Raw genomic sequence first — 15,034 nt, 5'->3', positions numbered from 1 at the left:
TACTGATTAAGAAGGTCTGGGGTTATGGCGGTTCGAGGCTCAGGCCGGTCTCGGCGATGAACGCGTTGAGCAAGTCGGGCTGATACTGCAAGCACTTGAGGTGGCTTTTCAGGAGCACCGCGAGTGCGTCAACGCCGTGGACGGCAAGGTTGTAGATCTTGCCCTTGAGATTGGCCCAGATCCCTTCGGCGGGATTAAGTTCCGGGGCGTACGGCGGCAGCCGGTAGACCAGCAGCCAGTCGGCGCGCGCGGCGATCCAGGCCCGCATCGGGGCACTGACATGCGCCGGAAGATTATCCCAGACCACCATGATCGGGCCGTGGAGCTGCTGGTGGACGTCGGTAAGCAGGGCCGCGAAGTCAGCCGAGCCGAAGCCCTTCGGCTCGTATTTACGGCCGTGATAGACAGTCGTCCGGTAGATCAGCCGGGTCCGCTGCCCCGGCTTAACGCACAGCAATCCGGCGATCGAGACCCGGCCTGTTCCGCGCCCCGGTACGGCCACGATCGGAGTGTGACCGCGCCGTGCCCAGCTGCGGCCCTTGGGCGGCCTCAGACTTTGGCCCGATTCGTCGCAGAAGACGATCCAGGCGCCCCAGGCCGCCGCGGTCCTTTTAACGCCGACCACCGCCAGCCCCGCCACGCGGTGATCTGCTCCTCATTTCGCTCGGTGGCCCGATGCACGGGCACCTGCGCCGACCAGCCCCGCCCGCGCAGCAGATAGGCCACCCCACGCGCCGTATACGACACCCGAAACACCTCCTTGATCACCGCGGCGATCCGAGGCAGCGTCCAGCGCTGATCGCTCCAGCCGTGCGCGGCCGGGCCCCGCTCCAGTTCCCATTCCAGTCGCTCGAGCTGATCAGCAGACAGCCGGCACACGTTCCCGCCCGGACCTTTGGACGCCAGCGCGGCTTTGCCGCCGGCTTCCCAGGCCCGGCGCCACGCACACGCCGATTTGCGGGTGATGCTCAACTCCCGCGCTACCTGCGGCGCGCTCATCCCGCCGGCGAACATGTCCGCGGCTACGAACCGAAGCCGCTCCCGTTCAGCGCGGGCCCACATCGACAGGCCCCCGCGATCCGAATACCTCATATTCCAGGTCTACAACCCACGCGAATATGCCGCTCAGCCGGCAACCCAGATGCGCGTGACCTCAGACCTTCTTGATCAGTACATGCTCTAGCCCACGCACGGAGACGGAGTGGCGATAAAAAAGAGGCTAAGCGGCTGTACCGCCTAGCCGCCGATGCCGGAAACAGCAATGCGTTGTATGTCTTAGCCGAGATGCAAGATCAGGCAGGCGACCGCGAAGGAGCTGAGCAACTAGCCCGCGCGGCCGCCAAGGCCAGCAGCGCCAACGCTATGCATGCCCTAGCCCGAGCACGGGAGCAGATCGACGCCCAGGGCGGGGCTGAGAGACTAGCTCGCGCGACCGCCGAGATTCCCCTCGGGCTTCAAACCCTGCCTCAGCAATTGGAGCAGAGCGGCGACCAGGATAAGGCTGAGCGGCTAGCCCGCGCAGCCGCAGCCGCTGGCTATGGAGAGGCGCTGTACACCTTAGTCCGAATGCGGGAACGAGCAGGCGACCGTGAAGGAGCCGAACGGCTAGCCCACGCAGCCGCAGCCGCTGGCCACACCAACTCGCTACATTCTCTAGCCCGAATGCGGTCACGAGCAGGCGACCGTGAAGGAGCCGAACGGCTAGCCCACGCAGCCACAGCTGGCAACAGCGATGCGCTGTACCTCTTAGCTCAGATGCGGGAACAGGCGGGCGACCACGAAGAGGCCGAACGGCTAGCCTACGCAGCAGCCGCAGCCGGCAACAGCGATGCGCTGTACCTCTTAGCTCAGATGCGGGAACAGGCGGGCGACCACGAAGAGGCCGAACGGCTAGCCTACGCAGCAGCCGCAGCCGGCAACCCTTTCGCTTTGGGAGATTTGGCCCAGCGACGGGAGCAAGCTGGCAACCGAGAAGAAGCAGAGCGGTTAATCCGCGCAGCCATCGACGCTGGTAACCCCAAGGCGCTACTGCAGCTGGCCCGGCAGCCGAAACAGCCAGGGAATGATTGGCGGGAGAATCTGCTGCGGTTTGGGTTGGAGGCCGATGGTCGTGTCGCTGATCCATGGTGAGGCGACGATCAGCGCGGTGCGTGACCGGCTTGATGGGAGCCGGGGTGCCGAGTTGCGTTGGGTCGGACCGGGATCGACGACTCGTGGCAGTTTCGCCTGTGTAATTCTGACAGCCTGCAGGCGGCCTTCGTCGCGCAGACGCAGCCAGGTCGAAGTGTTTCTGCAAGGCGGTTATCTTCTGCCGTATGCATGCTCGAATATGTACCATCGGCGCTGCTCCGGCGAGCCGCTCAACGGCATAAGTATCGATCAAGATCTGTGCAATCTGCGCGTGGCTTTTGTAGGTGCGAAGCGAGGCCGCACAAGTACACCGCCTGGACGCCGCTGACCAGCATCATCAAAGATCAACAGCGAATTTCCGACCCGTTCCACTCACACTCGTTTATAACAAATGGTAATCAGAATCATGCGAATCGTGACGTTTGTCGCCACGGAGATCGAAGACGCTTTATCTTGCAGACCGGGCCGCGCCGAGACCAACGCTTGGTCAGCAGGTGAGCAGTCAGCTGCGGTGGCTAGGGCGCTCCCGGCTCCCGGGACTACATCTCCCGGGAGCCGGGAGCTTTTCCTTCAGACCAGTGCGGTTGCCTGCGATGGCTTCAGTTGGGACATCAGGCACATCCGGCACCCAGCAGACAGGTCTGAGCTTCCACTCCCCGATGCGGTATCGCGCCAGGTAGGGAAGTCACTTAGAGGGTATTAGATGAACCGCAACCGCTCGAGCTCGGCATCCGATGAGGGACGGACATAGGCCACCCCTCCGTTGCTGAGGATCTCTTCGATGAAGGCATAGACCTGGATAGCTCGGTTGATCGCATCGGTCTTGCTGTCTCCAGTGACCTCGATTGCATGATCGAGGGCTTGAGATGAGCGCGCGGTGAGGTTGACAGTCACTCGTTCCAGAGGCGCATTGGTTCGTTGGCCGGCGGACCGCTTTTGCAGCTGGGCGCCGTCTTGCGTCCTGTCGATGCTTGCGTTCCTGGTCACGGCACAACCCTTCCTTCCATGAGATGGCTATCTGGGCGCAGAAAGCCATGATCAGCGGCCGCGTCTGGATCTCAAACGTTCTGGGGTTTTGCCTGGTTGTCGATGTTTTCAATGCAATCCCCTCCCAAGATCAAGGCGTGAGCCGCCGTCACGCGAGCCAGTTTCATGCTCACGCTTGTTACGAGTATGCATTGCTGCATCATTGAAGTCAACTAAAACACGTACTAAGGCACCGCTCCGAGCGAGCTGGTTGCAAGCATCTATTGGGCAGGCAACGCCCCCGGCTACCTTGCCAGATCACTCGATGCTGTACGTCAGCCCGCCACGCACCCTGACGGGATTCTGCCCTGCAGCCAACTCGATGCCTCCTCCCTAACTGGGTGTTTCATCACTGCGAGCGACTGACGCGCAAACCTCTCCCGTTCGGTCAATGGCCCCGCTGCGACAGCAAAGGCCGATCCAAACATGTGTTCCATAAGTAAATAGTTACTTATTTATTGATCTTGGTCAGATTTTAGCATTCACTTCGGTCAGCCTGAGACGCGTATAAGAGTCGCATTCCACGCACAATTCGACTGGTACTATGCACGTGGGACTCAGGCACATCCGGCGTCGCTGCTTCCACGCCTCGGCGCAGAAGCAGCACCGTCACCACAACAGACAGGAAGACACGCATGAACGATTTCATCGCCGACGACGCGCGGCAGCGGGAGGAGCACCCTCTGCTCGAGGAGCGCCGCGACGGTGACGACGGCGCCCTGAACTCGGCGAAGGCTGCCGGCTCTCAGTCGTTCACCGAGGTTGACCTCAGCGAGCAGAAGCCGACCGCGCGGGCCGATGGCGAGCGTTCCCGCAACGAGGCCGAGGTCAGCCTGACCATGGAGGGGCTGACGATCAGGCACAGCAACAACCCGTGGTCCGCCGGAGAGCTGGCCGTGGCTACCTTGATCTTGGCCGCCGCCAGCAGCCTCATGGCCGTCGCCGCAGCGTGGATCGGCAGCTCGGTCGACGCCCCCGGCATCTACACGGTCATCGCCGCCAGCCTCGCTGCCGCCCTCGTGTTCGTCGCCGGCCTCTACCTGATCACCAGGTATGGCCGCTCTGCCTGACCGCTCAGGTTGATCTAACACGTCGCATAGTTCCGCCCCGGGCCGTCATCGGACAACGATGACGGCCCTTTTCACGCCCAGATTTCGATCAAAAGGTACGGTTCCTGGGCGCTCAGGTGCGATCCCCAAACCCGCGATGAACTACGTGGCCAGGCAAGTGAAGCGATGCAGTCCGACCAGGTAGTCAGCTCGGATCACCGACTCGAGGCCTCCGCCGTGGGAGCTGGAGATCAGGTGGTCGGCTACGAGCGATCAGGGCATCCAGCAGGGGCCTCGATCGCTGACCGGCCGCCTCGACGGTTGGCAGCGCGAGGTGCACGGTGGTGCGCGGGCCGGGGACGACGGTCGGTGCGGCCGGGGGCCGGTGGGTCAGTGGTGGTCTTCGGCTTCGGCGAGGTAGGTCATCAGGCGGCCGGCGGGATGGCGGCGCAGGTTGCCGCGGTTGCGGTCGTAGGCGCGGGTGGTGTTGGCGTTGGCGTGGCCGGCGGCGTCTTGGACGTCGCGCAGGGCGGCTCCGGCGTCCAGGGACAGGGTGACGAAGGAGTGCCGCAGCGAGTGCGGGGTCAGCTTCGCCCAGGAGGGGATGGCCGCGGTTTTGGCGATCCGCCGGATCAGTTTGCCGATGGCCTGGCGGTCCATCGGCTTACCCCCGGGGTGCGGGCCGGTGGCCACGGTGACAAACAACGGCTGCGCCGGATCGACGCCAGCGGGATCGATGGTGGCGCGGCGGCTCAGGTAGGTGGTGATCAGGGCGCGGACCGGGGCCTCCAGTCGGATGGCCTGGCGTTTGCCGCCCTTGCGGGTGACCCAGAGCACGTCGTAGCCCTCGGTGTGGCCGAGGTGGTCGATCCGGGCGGCGCAGACCTCGGCCACCCGCAGGCCGGTGGTGACGAACACCGCCAGCAGGGCGGCGGTGCGGGCGCGGACCAGGTCGCGTTCACTCACCCGGGCGCCGGCGTCGGCGGCGGCCGTCTGCAAAAAGAGGGTGACCTGGTGGCGCGACAGGCTGGTGGTGGTGGTCGACTGGGCGGTGAGCTGGGGGCGTTTGCTGGCCAGGGCGGGGTTGCGTTCGCAGGCCTCGTTGGCCAGCAGGTAGCGGTACCACGACGACAGTGACGACAGCCGGCGGGCCACGGTGCCGGGCGCATACCGGGCGGTCAGGTCGCTCTTGTACAGATCGACGTCGGCGACCCGCGCGCCCAGCGCGTTCAGGTCGCGGGCGGCGCACCAGGTCAGCCACATCGTCAGGTCGCGGTAGTACTCCGCGGCGGTGGCCGGTGAGTTCTGTGATTCCAGCCAGATCGCGGTCAGCCGGTGCACCCCGTAGGCGTCCTCCAGGTCGATCGCGGGCAGGGCGGGCAGCGCGGCGACCGCGGCGGCCAGCGCCGGTCGGCGGTGCTCGGGCGCGGCGCGGAAGAACGCGACCGTGCCCGGGCGGCCGGCGGCGGCGTGGGGGAGCGGGTCGCGCGCGATCGCGGTCGACGCGGCGGGGGGCGGTGTGCTCATCGGGCACCCTCCCGGATTAGACGGCGGGCCGGGCGGCCGGAGGGGACGCGGCGCCCGGCTGCGGCCTCCCGCGCCCGGTGCCTGCCCGGTTCGGGGGCCGATGCCGCCTCTGCCCGCCGAACACACGCGATGACCGCTGTTGCGCCTTTTCGGCGATAACGCGACAGAAAAACCCACTCATAGTGTGGTGCGACGATTACACCTCGATGGTCGAATTCAGCATCTTCGCGACTGACGTCGGTGTTTATGTCGAAAAACGATGGATTTCGCGTTGTCGAGCGCCAGGTAGGGATTTGGGGTGTTGCTGTCATCACGGGGGTTTTCTCCCGATTTGGGGCTGGGGTGGGGGTGGCCGGGTTCACCGTACTCCATAACGTCAATTATGTGGCACGGACACGCCATCGTCTCGGCGGGCTCCTCCGAAGGACCGGTCATCCGATGACCCGGTGATTTTCGCCTAACGAGGCACGCCCATGCCGGGGCCGCGCCCGGTGCGCACCACCGGTTGGCGCGCCGGGCGGGCGCAGCCGCGTCAAGTCGAGGGAGGGGGCGGCGGGTCTCACCGCCGGCGGCGGACGGCCGATCCGCCCCGTCGGTCGAATGCCTCCGAGACCTCATCGTCGAGCGCCGCGAAGACCTGGACCGCGGCCAGCGGCTGGGCGCCCCGGCGCTGGCCGCGGAGTGGGTCGTCATGCGCGTGACTCGCCGATGTGGCCGGACGCCACCGCTTCATCAAGCATCCGCCGGCCCGGCAGGCGCCCGGCCACGCCCAGCACATGCGCCGGAACCCGCCACGGCCACATGCCCGGCCTTCGCCGATCACCCGGGGCAAGGGAGGGCGGCAAAGTCACCGGACCTCGAGGCCCGTCAGCTCTCATCAGGTTCACTGTGAGGAGGCGTTCGGGGAGGCCAGAGGCGTGACGAAGTCCTCGGTGCGATGCGCCGAGGACTTCGTCGTCTACGGGTTAGACGTAGGTGCGCTGGCCGCTACAGGAGAAGTATCTGTAGACCTGCCAGGTGTTGTAGTAGCCGATGCCTCCGCCGAAGATGCCGGTTCCGGTCTGGCAGAAGTTGGTGCCCTGTACGAGGTTGTTGCCGGTGAACGCCTTCAGTCCGCTGACGGTGTCTCCGTTCCAGTTGGATCCGGAGGTGCCCGGCGTGGTGATCGTTATGTTCACTCGTTTGACGCCTCGCGCTCCACGGGGGCACTGGGCGAGGGTGACGGTCACGGAGATGTCGGTGTAGAGGGCGGCCGAGGAGGTGGCGGCTGCGGGGGTGGAGCTGACGGCGCTGGTCGCGGCCAGGGCGACGGTTATAGCAACTGCGGCGAGACGTCGCCGGAACATGGGGTGCCTCCTTGGTTGTGTACGTACCGGCTCCTCTTATTCCATAGCGGTCGGTAGCGCGTCCCGGAAATGACGGCACAGGTATCAAGCCTTAGGTCCTATCGAGGACGGCCTCCAATGTGACACCGGTACATGTGGGCGGTGGAATTCGACTATTTCCCGTTCGAGGTACATCTCAGCCGACCCCACGCATCGAAGTCCACCAAGCCTTTTCATCCTGATGACGCAGGTCACGGACTCGGTGGGATCAATAATCTGGCGAGCGAGCGAATGCGCAGCCGAAGACTCGGCGCATCCTGGGCAAGCCACGCCGCTGTCCTCTTCGCGCAGGTCAGCCCATCAAAGTGATCCTCGCTCTTAGGCTCCCTGAAACAGGATGAAAAGACCAAGTGATCCAATTTGTCCTTATTTATTATGTATTGAGGTGCGCGCGGCCTTCAATAAACGTTTTTCACCGTCGAGCGCTTCCATCCAGCTCGAATCATTTTTCAAGCGAGTATTCGGATGAGGATCTGAGCCGCCTGCGGCCTTTAGGCGATATATCAACACCCTGGCCTTCATGGGGCTTTCCCGTAGAACGGGATTCTAGGAGACAAGCCTAATTCGGTCTCGGCTTGATTAAGAAATCAATCATCAGCGCCTCCGCCGTAAACCGAACACATGGTTGAAGCGATTACCTCTATGCCGCGTGAGACGCAGCCGACCGGGCGAGGCTAGAGAGGCAAACGCATCCGTACGATGAATCGGTTCAAGATCGCGTCTATGACGCTAGGAATGAGTGCCCTGGCTCTGGGCTGGCCGGCCTTCATGCCGATGCCCTGGGAGGACGCTCCTACCGCGGCATCGCCGTCGCCGTTATTTCACCTACGCCCCTGGGCAATCGGCGTATGGGTGGTACTCGTACTGGCCTTGCTTACGGTGATCAACTACCGATACAAACGACAGGCCACGGCCGGACGACCCTCCACTGCCGACGAGGAGGACATCTCCCTTCTCGACATGAGCAGCTCCGACCTGGGACGAGCCTTTGAACTTCAAGCCGAGGCCGTCGATTCGGGGAAAATGACATCACTACCGATGTTCATCTCCCTGGTTCTCCAGCCCGAGAAGTCAAGGATGCGAACGGTAGAAACGGTCTCCCTCGAAGGCCGCGTGATCGTACAGGACGTCAAGATCGAAATTTCGTTGTCGGATGCACTCGTCGAACCCTCCTGGATGGAAGGTTTCACCGGCTTAAGTGTTCCCGCCGAGGACGACTCCGCCGGAAACGAAGGCGCCTCAGAAACCTATGTCCCGATCCTGAACTGCTCGAAAAAGGAGATGATCGACAACTTCCAGGTTCGAGATCGCGAGGGCCGGAGCGTCGACATCCTCTGTTATGAGGAGACCCTCCAGCTCATCTCCTCCTCCCTTCATTTCCTGGTGCATGCGGCGCTCCGCCAAACCCCTCGCCGCGGAGCCGCCAACCCCGACGGCATTGACGCGGCCGAAGCCATCTTCTTGATGTTGACCTGCGGAAACAAGCCCATACCGCACAAGACCATAGAGAAAATGATTGCGATCGCGCTCTTCCGAATCGGCATAAACGCACAGAGCGATATCGAGCCAAGGAACGTCACGTGGCTGAAGGAGTTCGTAAGAACCCTCGCCCGCTCCACGCCCGTCGTCGCCGTTATCTCCGACATGCCGGATTCCCGTCGGCTGCAGATTTCTTACTCCCGGACGACCATCCCTCCCAACAAGTCCAAGCATCTTCGCCACTGGATCCGCCTCATGCTGGGATTGCGGCCGGTAACGCTGCAGATGGCTCCCGACATGGCGTTCACTTCCAAGTCGTATCACCTGCAGGTAAGAGCTCCGGAATCTCAATATCTGATGGAGCAAACTCTGCGCTGCACGGAATGCGAAAAAAAATTGAGCGGCTCCGAGGTGGAGACCGACGGCCGGGGAGACTGTGCCCACATCCAGTCGCTCACCGAGAAAGACCGCCTGCGGACCTCCGGCGACCGTGATCCCTATTTCCAGCTGCTCCTCAAGCGGGGCCAGAACTACGCTCACCTCTACACGCGAGACTTTTCCGGGCTGCAGTGGAAAAAAATCAAGGTCTCCGTGTCCTTCGGGGAGGTGCCGCCCGGAACGCTGGCGAGTGCGGTCATCACGGCGGTGACCTCGTTTTTGCTGATCGTCGCGGTGGCCATCGCGGAGGTCAGGGGAATCGAGCGCGACAGCGACATCCCCGCCGTCCTCCTGGTCCTGCCGGCGATAGCCGCCTCATGGTTCGGCTTCAGCTCCGACACCGAGGCCATCCTCCGATCCTCGCTCGCCGCCCGCTGCTCCCTCATCTTGGGCGGCTTCGTCTCCATCGCCGCCTCCATCGTGTTTGTCGTCTCGGGAAGCACCGCGCAGAAGGGCGGGGCCGAGGGCACCGCCCAGGCCATCGATCAGGTAAGTGGAACAGCCTCCCTCATGGGTATCGAAGTGCGATGGTGGTGGTTGGTTCTCATCTACCTAGCAAGCGCCAACCTCGTGTATGTACTGATCCAGTCGATCATCCGGTCAAATTCCTACCGGAGACTCTTGCGGAAGGAGACTGTCTTCAATGAAAATGCAGTTAGCTAGAGAGGCGGTGCCGATCTTGAGGAACGACTCTCCCGACGGTGTTTACGTGCTCGAATCCATCGAATACGTGCGGTCATCCGAGTTACCCGACAATGAGTTATTCGGAGATCGTAGCGAGGTAAAATCTCTGCTGGACATTACGCGCAAATCCCTCAAAAACCGCACGAAAGAAAAAATCTCCAAGGCGATAGCCCTGGCGGTCGCTGAGGTCGAAAAAGCTCAGCTGGCAGACGAACCAGGCGCATCAAAAGGTCACCGCCGAAGCGCCTAGCGCCTCTGGCCTTGACCATTACCCTGGATCTGCGCTCCCGCTTCGCGGGCGCCGGCCCCGTTTTCAGGTCGCCGGTTGGCACACGCCCTCGATGTCGACCCGGCCCGAGCCGTACCGGGCCTCCAGATCACCCCGCAACTCGTCCGTGGCGACGAAGACGACTCCCTCGAGCTGGCTGCCGACGATGTCCGCGAAACTCCGCTGCACGCCGGGAGTCTCCGGACGGGCCTTCTCCTGCAGCGTGCGCCGGTCGGCATAAGAGTGCTCGGCCCAGGAGACGCCAGGCGCGCCGCCCTCGATTTTCTGGATCCGCCGCTCATGGCCGGCCAGATCGCCGGTATCGCGTCGCGCCGGCTATGCCGTCATCGAGTTCACCGGTGCGCCGAACACGTCATCGAAGCGGTGGGCCAGATGGCTGTTGACCAGGTAGTAGGAGCCGCTCGGGTGACGAAAACCGATGGAGCCATAGTGCATGACCTCTGCGGGGGTGAGGACGCCCATCTGGCCGAAGACGTAATACAGCGGGATGGGGGCGTGTGCGCCCAAAAAGTGCAGTCCGGCGATGAGGCATTTGCGGGAGATGGTGTAGCGGCCGGTGTGGAGGCTGTGCATCCGGGTCTTGGCGTCGATGGTGATGACATCGGTGCCGCGGGCGGCGATCAGGTCGGGGAACTGGCGCAGCTGGGAATCGGTGCGGCTCAACGCCCGCTGGATGGCGGCAGGGTAGGTGCCCTGGCCGCACAACTGCACGGTCCAGCCGCGCTCTTCTAGCTCGCGTGCGACGCGATGCTCGTGCCGGTCCCCGGCTTCCTTGCGCGCGTGCCAGTCGGCCACGGCATTCCTTTCGCTGAGCGCAGGAGGGCTTGGAGCTCTTCGGGCGTGCGGGTGTTCATCGGGCCTCTGTCATCGTTTACGCGAGGGGCGCTCTGCGCGGTGTGTCGCTGACCGAGACGGTCGCGGCGTAGGAGGCGCCCATCACCTGGAGAACTCGCTTGTCGACGTCCTCGGGCGTGTCGTGGCGGATCTTGTGGCCTGCGGGAAAATCCTGGTGGCCGGTGATGACCAAGATCTGGCCGTGAGTGTGGGCGGCCGCATGCCAGGCGGCGTACCGAAGATCGGTGGCGCCGCCGGGAGCCCGGTAGCCGCCGACGAAGTTCAGGCTGTCGTCCAGATGTGGCTGAACCAGGTCGACGTCGGTGGGGGTCACCTCGGCCGTCACGCCGACGGCGATCGGAATGTCAGCGAGCCGTTCCGGGGTCCGCACGAACCCGAAGGCCTCGGGTCCCCCCAGGCGGGTGAAGTTGAGCTGGGGCATGTAGGCCACCGGCAGCGGCTGGCCGAAGGTCCCCGCCGGCAGCAGCACCCAGCTTCTGGTCTCCTGGGGCGCCACGGGATGCCATTTGACGCTGGCCGCAGCGCACAGGCCTTCGCTGCGGCCCTGCCGGAACTCGGCGATTCGCTGCTGCAGCGTGTAGCTCTGGGCGCTCGTGTGCGGGGGGATGCGGACCCCGAGGCGGGGGCCGAAGAAGACGGTGACCCAGCCCTGGCTGGTGGCCTCCGACACCCATGCCGGATCCAACTCGAGTGTCCCTTCTGCCCATATGCCCTCGAAGGTGTCGCAGAGCATCAGGCCGGTGGCGGTCCGGTACAGGTTCCAGCCCTCGGCGGGCAGGCTGGCCATGATTCCGCGGGGAACCCGGTGAAATCCGCCGCTGATGACTCCTTCGGTGCGGGCCTCGTGAACCGTGCCGGTTCGCGTGTCCTTCACCATCATGACCTTGATGGGTTCGAACAGCACGACGGGACCGGGGTTGATGATCTCACCGTCGGTGAGGACACTGCCGTCGGGCTGGATGGCGGTAACCGCGGCTTTGGGACCGCCGAACAGGGGATCGTCCAGGAAGGCGGTCCGGCACGGCATCTGGGTCTCTTCGAAGATGTCGGCGGCCAGACTCACCGCGGCCTGGGTGCCGCCGCGGACGGCGCCCGGCGGCACCTCCGTCCATGGGTGGCCGTGGCCGCTTTGCCGCTGACGTCGTTTCCGGTTGCGCTCTGCCTTGCCCATCGACAGCTCCTTCCTGCTCAGTGCGAGGTGGGGGTGAGGGCGGCGGGCTCGTCGGCGTCGTTGAACAGCCGCATGACCTTGTCGTCGAGGAGGTCCATCTGCTGGCTGAGATCGGTGTTGATTTCCCGGAGCTCTCCGATGCGCTCCCGCAGGGCCTGTTCCAGGGAAAGACCATGCTGGAGCCGCAGCGTACGGTCGGCCTCCCGCAGGTCATGTTTGACCGTGCTGAGCAGCCCGAACGCCTGCGCGGCGGTGAGTCGACGGCCGGCCAGACCCAGGCGCAGCTGCATCAGATACTGGCGGGCCATCGTCAGGTAGCTGCCGTGCAGGACAGGCCCCTCACCGATCTTGCTTACCGCCGCGAGCAGGGCATCGATCATCTCGATGTGAGAGCAAACGTCCTCGACCGCGTCGCGTTCAGCATCCTGTTGCCCAGCCGGCTCGGAGGCGCTGGGCTGGCTCGATGCGCCGGGCGTGGGCGGGGGCGGAGTGTGCCCGGCGCGGGCATAGACGTCGGCCAGGCCGGCATCGAAGTCCCAGCCGGCGTCGAGGTCGGCGACCTGCCTCGCGCGTGCCTGGCGCAGCAGCGCCTCGAACTCATCGTCGGCGAAGTGGAAGTCAGCGCTTCGGCTTGTCATCCTGCCTCCCTCTGCTGGCCGAAGTAGTAGTCCTGGAGCGCCTGCCGGGCCCGGCTGAAGTTCTTGCGGACCGCCGGCACCGGGATCCGGAGCATCTTGGCGATCTCGGCGTAGGAGTAACCGTCGATGTACCAGGCCATCACTTGACGCTGTTTCCAGGGCAAGGTGGCTAGCGCCGAGATCACCCATCGGGCGCCCTCATCGACCTCCACCGGATCCAGCGGTGGTGACCAGCCCGCCGGCTCCGGGACTTCCTCAACGACCGCAGCGGCGCACGGAGCCGACCGATAGTACGCACGAAGCGCGGCCACCCGCAGATAAGCCCGAGGATCGCGAATGGTCTCCCACCGGGGTGGAAGCACCGCGGCGAACGCGACTTGGACCGCGTCACTCGCTTCCGGAGGGCTTGCTCCATGGGATATGACGAACCCCACCAGCGCCGATCGCTCTTCTCGATAGAAGTCCGCGAAATCCACGCTCTCCACTATCAGTCCCGGCTCGCCTGCGGAGAAGACGGGCCCGCGAATCGGCAGGGGCGCAACCGCGGTTAGCCGACCGTCAGTCACCACCCGCCTCCATGATCACGCCTCGTAGGGTCCTCAGCACCTGGATCACCACGCTGTTTCCTCTCAGCCGATCCTGCTGAACGTCGGCGGGTAGAGGCGCAAGGACCGCAAAACGTGACATTCGCCAGGTCAGCCCACTACTCAAAGAGCTCGGCATCCGCCGCGAACACCTGGCCGACCGGGATGAAGCCGACCTGCGTGCCACCTACGACGCTGATGCCGGCGCCCAGATCGCGCGGCGATCTGCTTCTCTGGCGCGGCGGCGAAGCAGACCGAGCCGTCTAAGATCCAGCGGCGCGTGTGAAGGTCGGCGATGGTGCAGGGGAAGCCATTCAGCGCTTTCTGCAGAACGGCGGCACGCTCAGGGAACTGAAGAACTTACTGGCTGCAGCGCACGAGCCAGATCTCCCCGCTCTTCAACGGCCACGGCTCTTTGCCTGAAAGCCAGAGCTCGTCGCCTAGCTGGAGCAGGAACAAGTCAACGACGCAGCCACCATCCGCTTCGCCGCGACCCTCGGCGTCTTCCTGTACGAGACACACAAAGCCCACAACTATGCCTGTCGGTAAGAAAGGTTGCGATCAGCTACACCAAAAGGGTGATCGCATCAGGTTCGCCACATTGGCGCGCCATGATGAACGCCGTGAGGGTGGACGTGGATGCCTACGAACTGCTCTGGCCGACAACGCTGTTCATCACCGAGGGTGAGCGTATCGCGCGCTCCAGCGGCGGCCAGTGGAGCGACCGAGTTACCTGGTTGTTGACGGAGGCGCTGTCAGGGACAACAGCGATGGCTGACTTCGAGGACGTCGCGAATCTGAAGAAGAGCCAGCAGGTAGATCCGTGGGCATCAGCGGCGCCGTCCCGCACAACGCCTACGTGGGGAACAGGTGACGGCAATCCTCAGCGTGAATGGTTCACCGAGCTGCTCAGCCGCGCTAATGAACTGCGGCATGTGGCGGCCCCGCGGCCGTACTGGCCGCAACGTCGAAGCGAGAGCTTTGCTCGTATGCCAGGCAAGCCCGCAGATGTGCACCAAGAGTTCGTCCGGATCATCACCGAGTTCGAGGGCAACGGCTACCTGGTGGAGGCGTTCGGTGAGAGGTGCGTCGATGGCGATGAGGACCTGCTGGATCCTGCAGAGGTTATCGATCGTCGCCTTGGCATCGCCGGGCTGTGGCCGCTAACTCCCGCAAAATGGGACGAGGATGACTTTTACGGACTCGTGGAGGTGTTCCACGACATGGTTAGTCGCCCCCGCCGACGTTGGTTCCATTCATTCAGCATGTGCGGCTGGCACTACATCGAGTTTCACGCCGTGCCAGGCCGGACCTTGTATCGCTGGAAGATTAACCAGATGCTGAGCTCCGCTGGCATCGAGTACGAACTGGCCGCCGAGGGCAAGGATTTCGGGCGCTTGGTGGCGGTCACCGATGATGCACGTAGCCATCTGGTCCATCAGGTTCTGCACCTCTCAACACCCGGCGTCAAGGAACGGGTTGAGCACGCGATCGTCCTCTTTCGCAGTCGCTCCGCCTCGTCCGAGAGCAAGCGTTCAGCGATTGTCACATTGGCCGGCGTCCTCGAAGAGCGCCGCCAGCTCATTCGCGACGACATCGGCAAACCAGACGAAGGAGCACTGTTCGAGATCGCCAACCGGTACGACCTACGCCACCGCAGAACCGGCCAGCACGGTGACTACGACGCTGCGTTCTTGGACTGGATCTTCTGGTGGTACCTGGCCACGGTAGAGCTCACCAACCGTTTGATCGTCGCCCGCACAGCCTGAAAGAACGACG

Annotated in this window: 16 protein-coding genes; 5 read left to right on the top strand and 11 right to left on the bottom strand. The window is 64.0% G+C overall.

All coding sequences use genetic code 11. From position 1 onward, the window contains the following. Nucleotides 1-22: 22 nt before the first annotated feature. Together CHC08_RS43415 and CHC08_RS43410 are read right to left on the bottom strand one after the other, a co-directional pair. Complete coding sequence (locus tag CHC08_RS43415) at nt 23-625, bottom strand: transposase (RefSeq protein ID WP_089213231.1); 603 nt, start codon at nt 623-625, stop codon at nt 23-25. Beyond that, a complete protein-coding gene (locus CHC08_RS43410; protein ID WP_089213230.1) occupies nt 550-1,092 on the bottom strand; it encodes a helix-turn-helix domain-containing protein in 543 nt (180 codons plus the stop codon). Before CHC08_RS43410 ends, CHC08_RS43415 begins: the two co-directional genes overlap by 76 nt. Nucleotides 1,093-1,755: 663 nt before the next feature. Between CHC08_RS43410 and CHC08_RS50275 the strand changes: the two genes are divergently transcribed. Next, a complete protein-coding gene (locus tag CHC08_RS50275) occupies nt 1,756-2,130 on the top strand; it encodes a hypothetical protein (RefSeq protein ID WP_338055737.1) in 375 nt (124 codons plus the stop codon). Nucleotides 2,131-2,829: 699 nt separating this feature from the next. Here CHC08_RS50275 and CHC08_RS43400 read toward each other — a convergent pair. Further along, the gene (locus tag CHC08_RS43400; RefSeq protein ID WP_218825771.1) at nt 2,830-3,117 is read right to left on the bottom strand and encodes a hypothetical protein; all 288 of its coding nucleotides are present in this window, start codon (nt 3,115-3,117) and stop codon (nt 2,830-2,832) included. Between the two features lie 674 nt (nt 3,118-3,791). Between CHC08_RS43400 and CHC08_RS43395 the strand changes: the two genes are divergently transcribed. Continuing rightward, the gene (locus CHC08_RS43395; protein WP_089213227.1) at nt 3,792-4,226 is read left to right on the top strand and encodes a hypothetical protein; all 435 of its coding nucleotides are present in this window, start codon (nt 3,792-3,794) and stop codon (nt 4,224-4,226) included. Nucleotides 4,227-4,595: 369 nt separating this feature from the next. Here the strand turns inward: CHC08_RS43395 and CHC08_RS43390 are convergent, their stop codons facing one another. The 3 genes from CHC08_RS43390 to CHC08_RS43385 form a co-directional block, all read right to left on the bottom strand. Beyond that, on the bottom strand, nt 4,596-5,732 hold the full coding sequence (locus CHC08_RS43390; RefSeq protein ID WP_089213226.1) for a tyrosine-type recombinase/integrase: 1,137 nt from the start codon (nt 5,730-5,732) through the stop codon (nt 4,596-4,598). A 559-nt stretch (nt 5,733-6,291) separates the two neighbouring features. Next, nucleotides 6,292-6,465, bottom strand: coding sequence for a hypothetical protein (locus CHC08_RS50270; RefSeq protein ID WP_179282556.1), 174 nt, complete (start codon nt 6,463-6,465; stop codon nt 6,292-6,294). Between the two features lie 232 nt (nt 6,466-6,697). After that, nucleotides 6,698-7,078, bottom strand: coding sequence for a hypothetical protein (locus CHC08_RS43385; RefSeq protein ID WP_089213225.1), 381 nt, complete (start codon nt 7,076-7,078; stop codon nt 6,698-6,700). A 774-nt stretch (nt 7,079-7,852) separates the two neighbouring features. On the opposite strand from CHC08_RS43385, the gene CHC08_RS43380 reads away from it, so the two are divergent. Continuing rightward, on the top strand, nt 7,853-9,697 hold the full coding sequence (locus tag CHC08_RS43380) for a hypothetical protein (RefSeq protein ID WP_089213224.1): 1,845 nt from the start codon (nt 7,853-7,855) through the stop codon (nt 9,695-9,697). Further along, on the top strand, nt 9,678-9,968 hold the full coding sequence (locus CHC08_RS48995; protein WP_143653612.1) for a hypothetical protein: 291 nt from the start codon (nt 9,678-9,680) through the stop codon (nt 9,966-9,968). Before CHC08_RS43380 ends, CHC08_RS48995 begins: the two co-directional genes overlap by 20 nt. Nucleotides 9,969-10,031: 63 nt before the next feature. Here CHC08_RS48995 and CHC08_RS50265 read toward each other — a convergent pair whose 3' ends face one another. The 5 genes from CHC08_RS50265 to CHC08_RS50260 form a co-directional block, all read right to left on the bottom strand. After that, on the bottom strand, nt 10,032-10,175 hold the full coding sequence (locus CHC08_RS50265; protein WP_179282555.1) for a hypothetical protein: 144 nt from the start codon (nt 10,173-10,175) through the stop codon (nt 10,032-10,034). Between the two features lie 147 nt (nt 10,176-10,322). Further along, nucleotides 10,323-10,802 carry a hypothetical protein gene (locus CHC08_RS43375; RefSeq protein ID WP_089213223.1) on the bottom strand — a complete coding sequence of 160 codons (480 nt, stop codon included), beginning with the start codon at nt 10,800-10,802 and terminating at the stop codon, nt 10,323-10,325. 76 nt (nt 10,803-10,878) lie between these two features. Beyond that, on the bottom strand, nt 10,879-12,033 hold the full coding sequence (locus CHC08_RS43370; RefSeq protein ID WP_089213222.1) for a hypothetical protein: 1,155 nt from the start codon (nt 12,031-12,033) through the stop codon (nt 10,879-10,881). Nucleotides 12,034-12,050: 17 nt separating this feature from the next. After that, on the bottom strand, nt 12,051-12,671 hold the full coding sequence (locus CHC08_RS43365; protein WP_089213221.1) for a hypothetical protein: 621 nt from the start codon (nt 12,669-12,671) through the stop codon (nt 12,051-12,053). Continuing rightward, on the bottom strand, nt 12,668-12,856 hold the full coding sequence (locus CHC08_RS50260) for a sigma factor-like helix-turn-helix DNA-binding protein (RefSeq protein ID WP_179282554.1): 189 nt from the start codon (nt 12,854-12,856) through the stop codon (nt 12,668-12,670). Before CHC08_RS50260 ends, CHC08_RS43365 begins: the two co-directional genes overlap by 4 nt. 1,010 nt (nt 12,857-13,866) lie before the next feature. On the opposite strand from CHC08_RS50260, the gene CHC08_RS43355 reads away from it, so the two are divergent. Continuing rightward, a complete protein-coding gene (locus tag CHC08_RS43355; RefSeq protein ID WP_089213219.1) occupies nt 13,867-15,024 on the top strand; it encodes a hypothetical protein in 1,158 nt (385 codons plus the stop codon). The last annotated feature ends 10 nt before the right edge of the window (nt 15,025-15,034 follow it).

It is taken from the genome of Streptosporangium subroseum, assembly GCF_900188345.1.
Lineage (GTDB): Bacteria > Actinomycetota > Actinomycetes > Streptosporangiales > Streptosporangiaceae > Streptosporangium > Streptosporangium subroseum.
Note: the sequence above shows the minus strand (reverse complement) of the source record. Positions and strands in the feature narration are given on the sequence as shown.

What these genes read in the sequence shown, in the direction of transcription:
- CHC08_RS43410 (WP_089213230.1), bottom strand. Translation starts at nt 1,092, where the DNA reads ATGAGGTATTCGGATCGCGGGGGCCTGTCGATGTGGGCCCGCGCTGAA.
- CHC08_RS50275 (WP_338055737.1), top strand. Translation starts at nt 1,756, where the DNA reads ATGCGGGAACAGGCGGGCGACCACGAAGAGGCCGAACGGCTAGCCTAC.
- CHC08_RS43395 (WP_089213227.1), top strand. Translation starts at nt 3,792, where the DNA reads ATGAACGATTTCATCGCCGACGACGCGCGGCAGCGGGAGGAGCACCCT.
- CHC08_RS43390 (WP_089213226.1), bottom strand. Translation starts at nt 5,732, where the DNA reads ATGAGCACACCGCCCCCCGCCGCGTCGACCGCGATCGCGCGCGACCCG.
- CHC08_RS50270 (WP_179282556.1), bottom strand. Translation starts at nt 6,465, where the DNA reads ATGAAGCGGTGGCGTCCGGCCACATCGGCGAGTCACGCGCATGACGAC.
- CHC08_RS43385 (WP_089213225.1), bottom strand. Translation starts at nt 7,078, where the DNA reads ATGTTCCGGCGACGTCTCGCCGCAGTTGCTATAACCGTCGCCCTGGCC.
- CHC08_RS43380 (WP_089213224.1), top strand. Translation starts at nt 7,853, where the DNA reads ATGAGTGCCCTGGCTCTGGGCTGGCCGGCCTTCATGCCGATGCCCTGG.
- CHC08_RS48995 (WP_143653612.1), top strand. Translation starts at nt 9,678, where the DNA reads ATGAAAATGCAGTTAGCTAGAGAGGCGGTGCCGATCTTGAGGAACGAC.
- CHC08_RS43370 (WP_089213222.1), bottom strand. Translation starts at nt 12,033, where the DNA reads ATGGGCAAGGCAGAGCGCAACCGGAAACGACGTCAGCGGCAAAGCGGC.
- CHC08_RS43365 (WP_089213221.1), bottom strand. Translation starts at nt 12,671, where the DNA reads ATGACAAGCCGAAGCGCTGACTTCCACTTCGCCGACGATGAGTTCGAG.
- CHC08_RS43355 (WP_089213219.1), top strand. Translation starts at nt 13,867, where the DNA reads ATGATGAACGCCGTGAGGGTGGACGTGGATGCCTACGAACTGCTCTGG.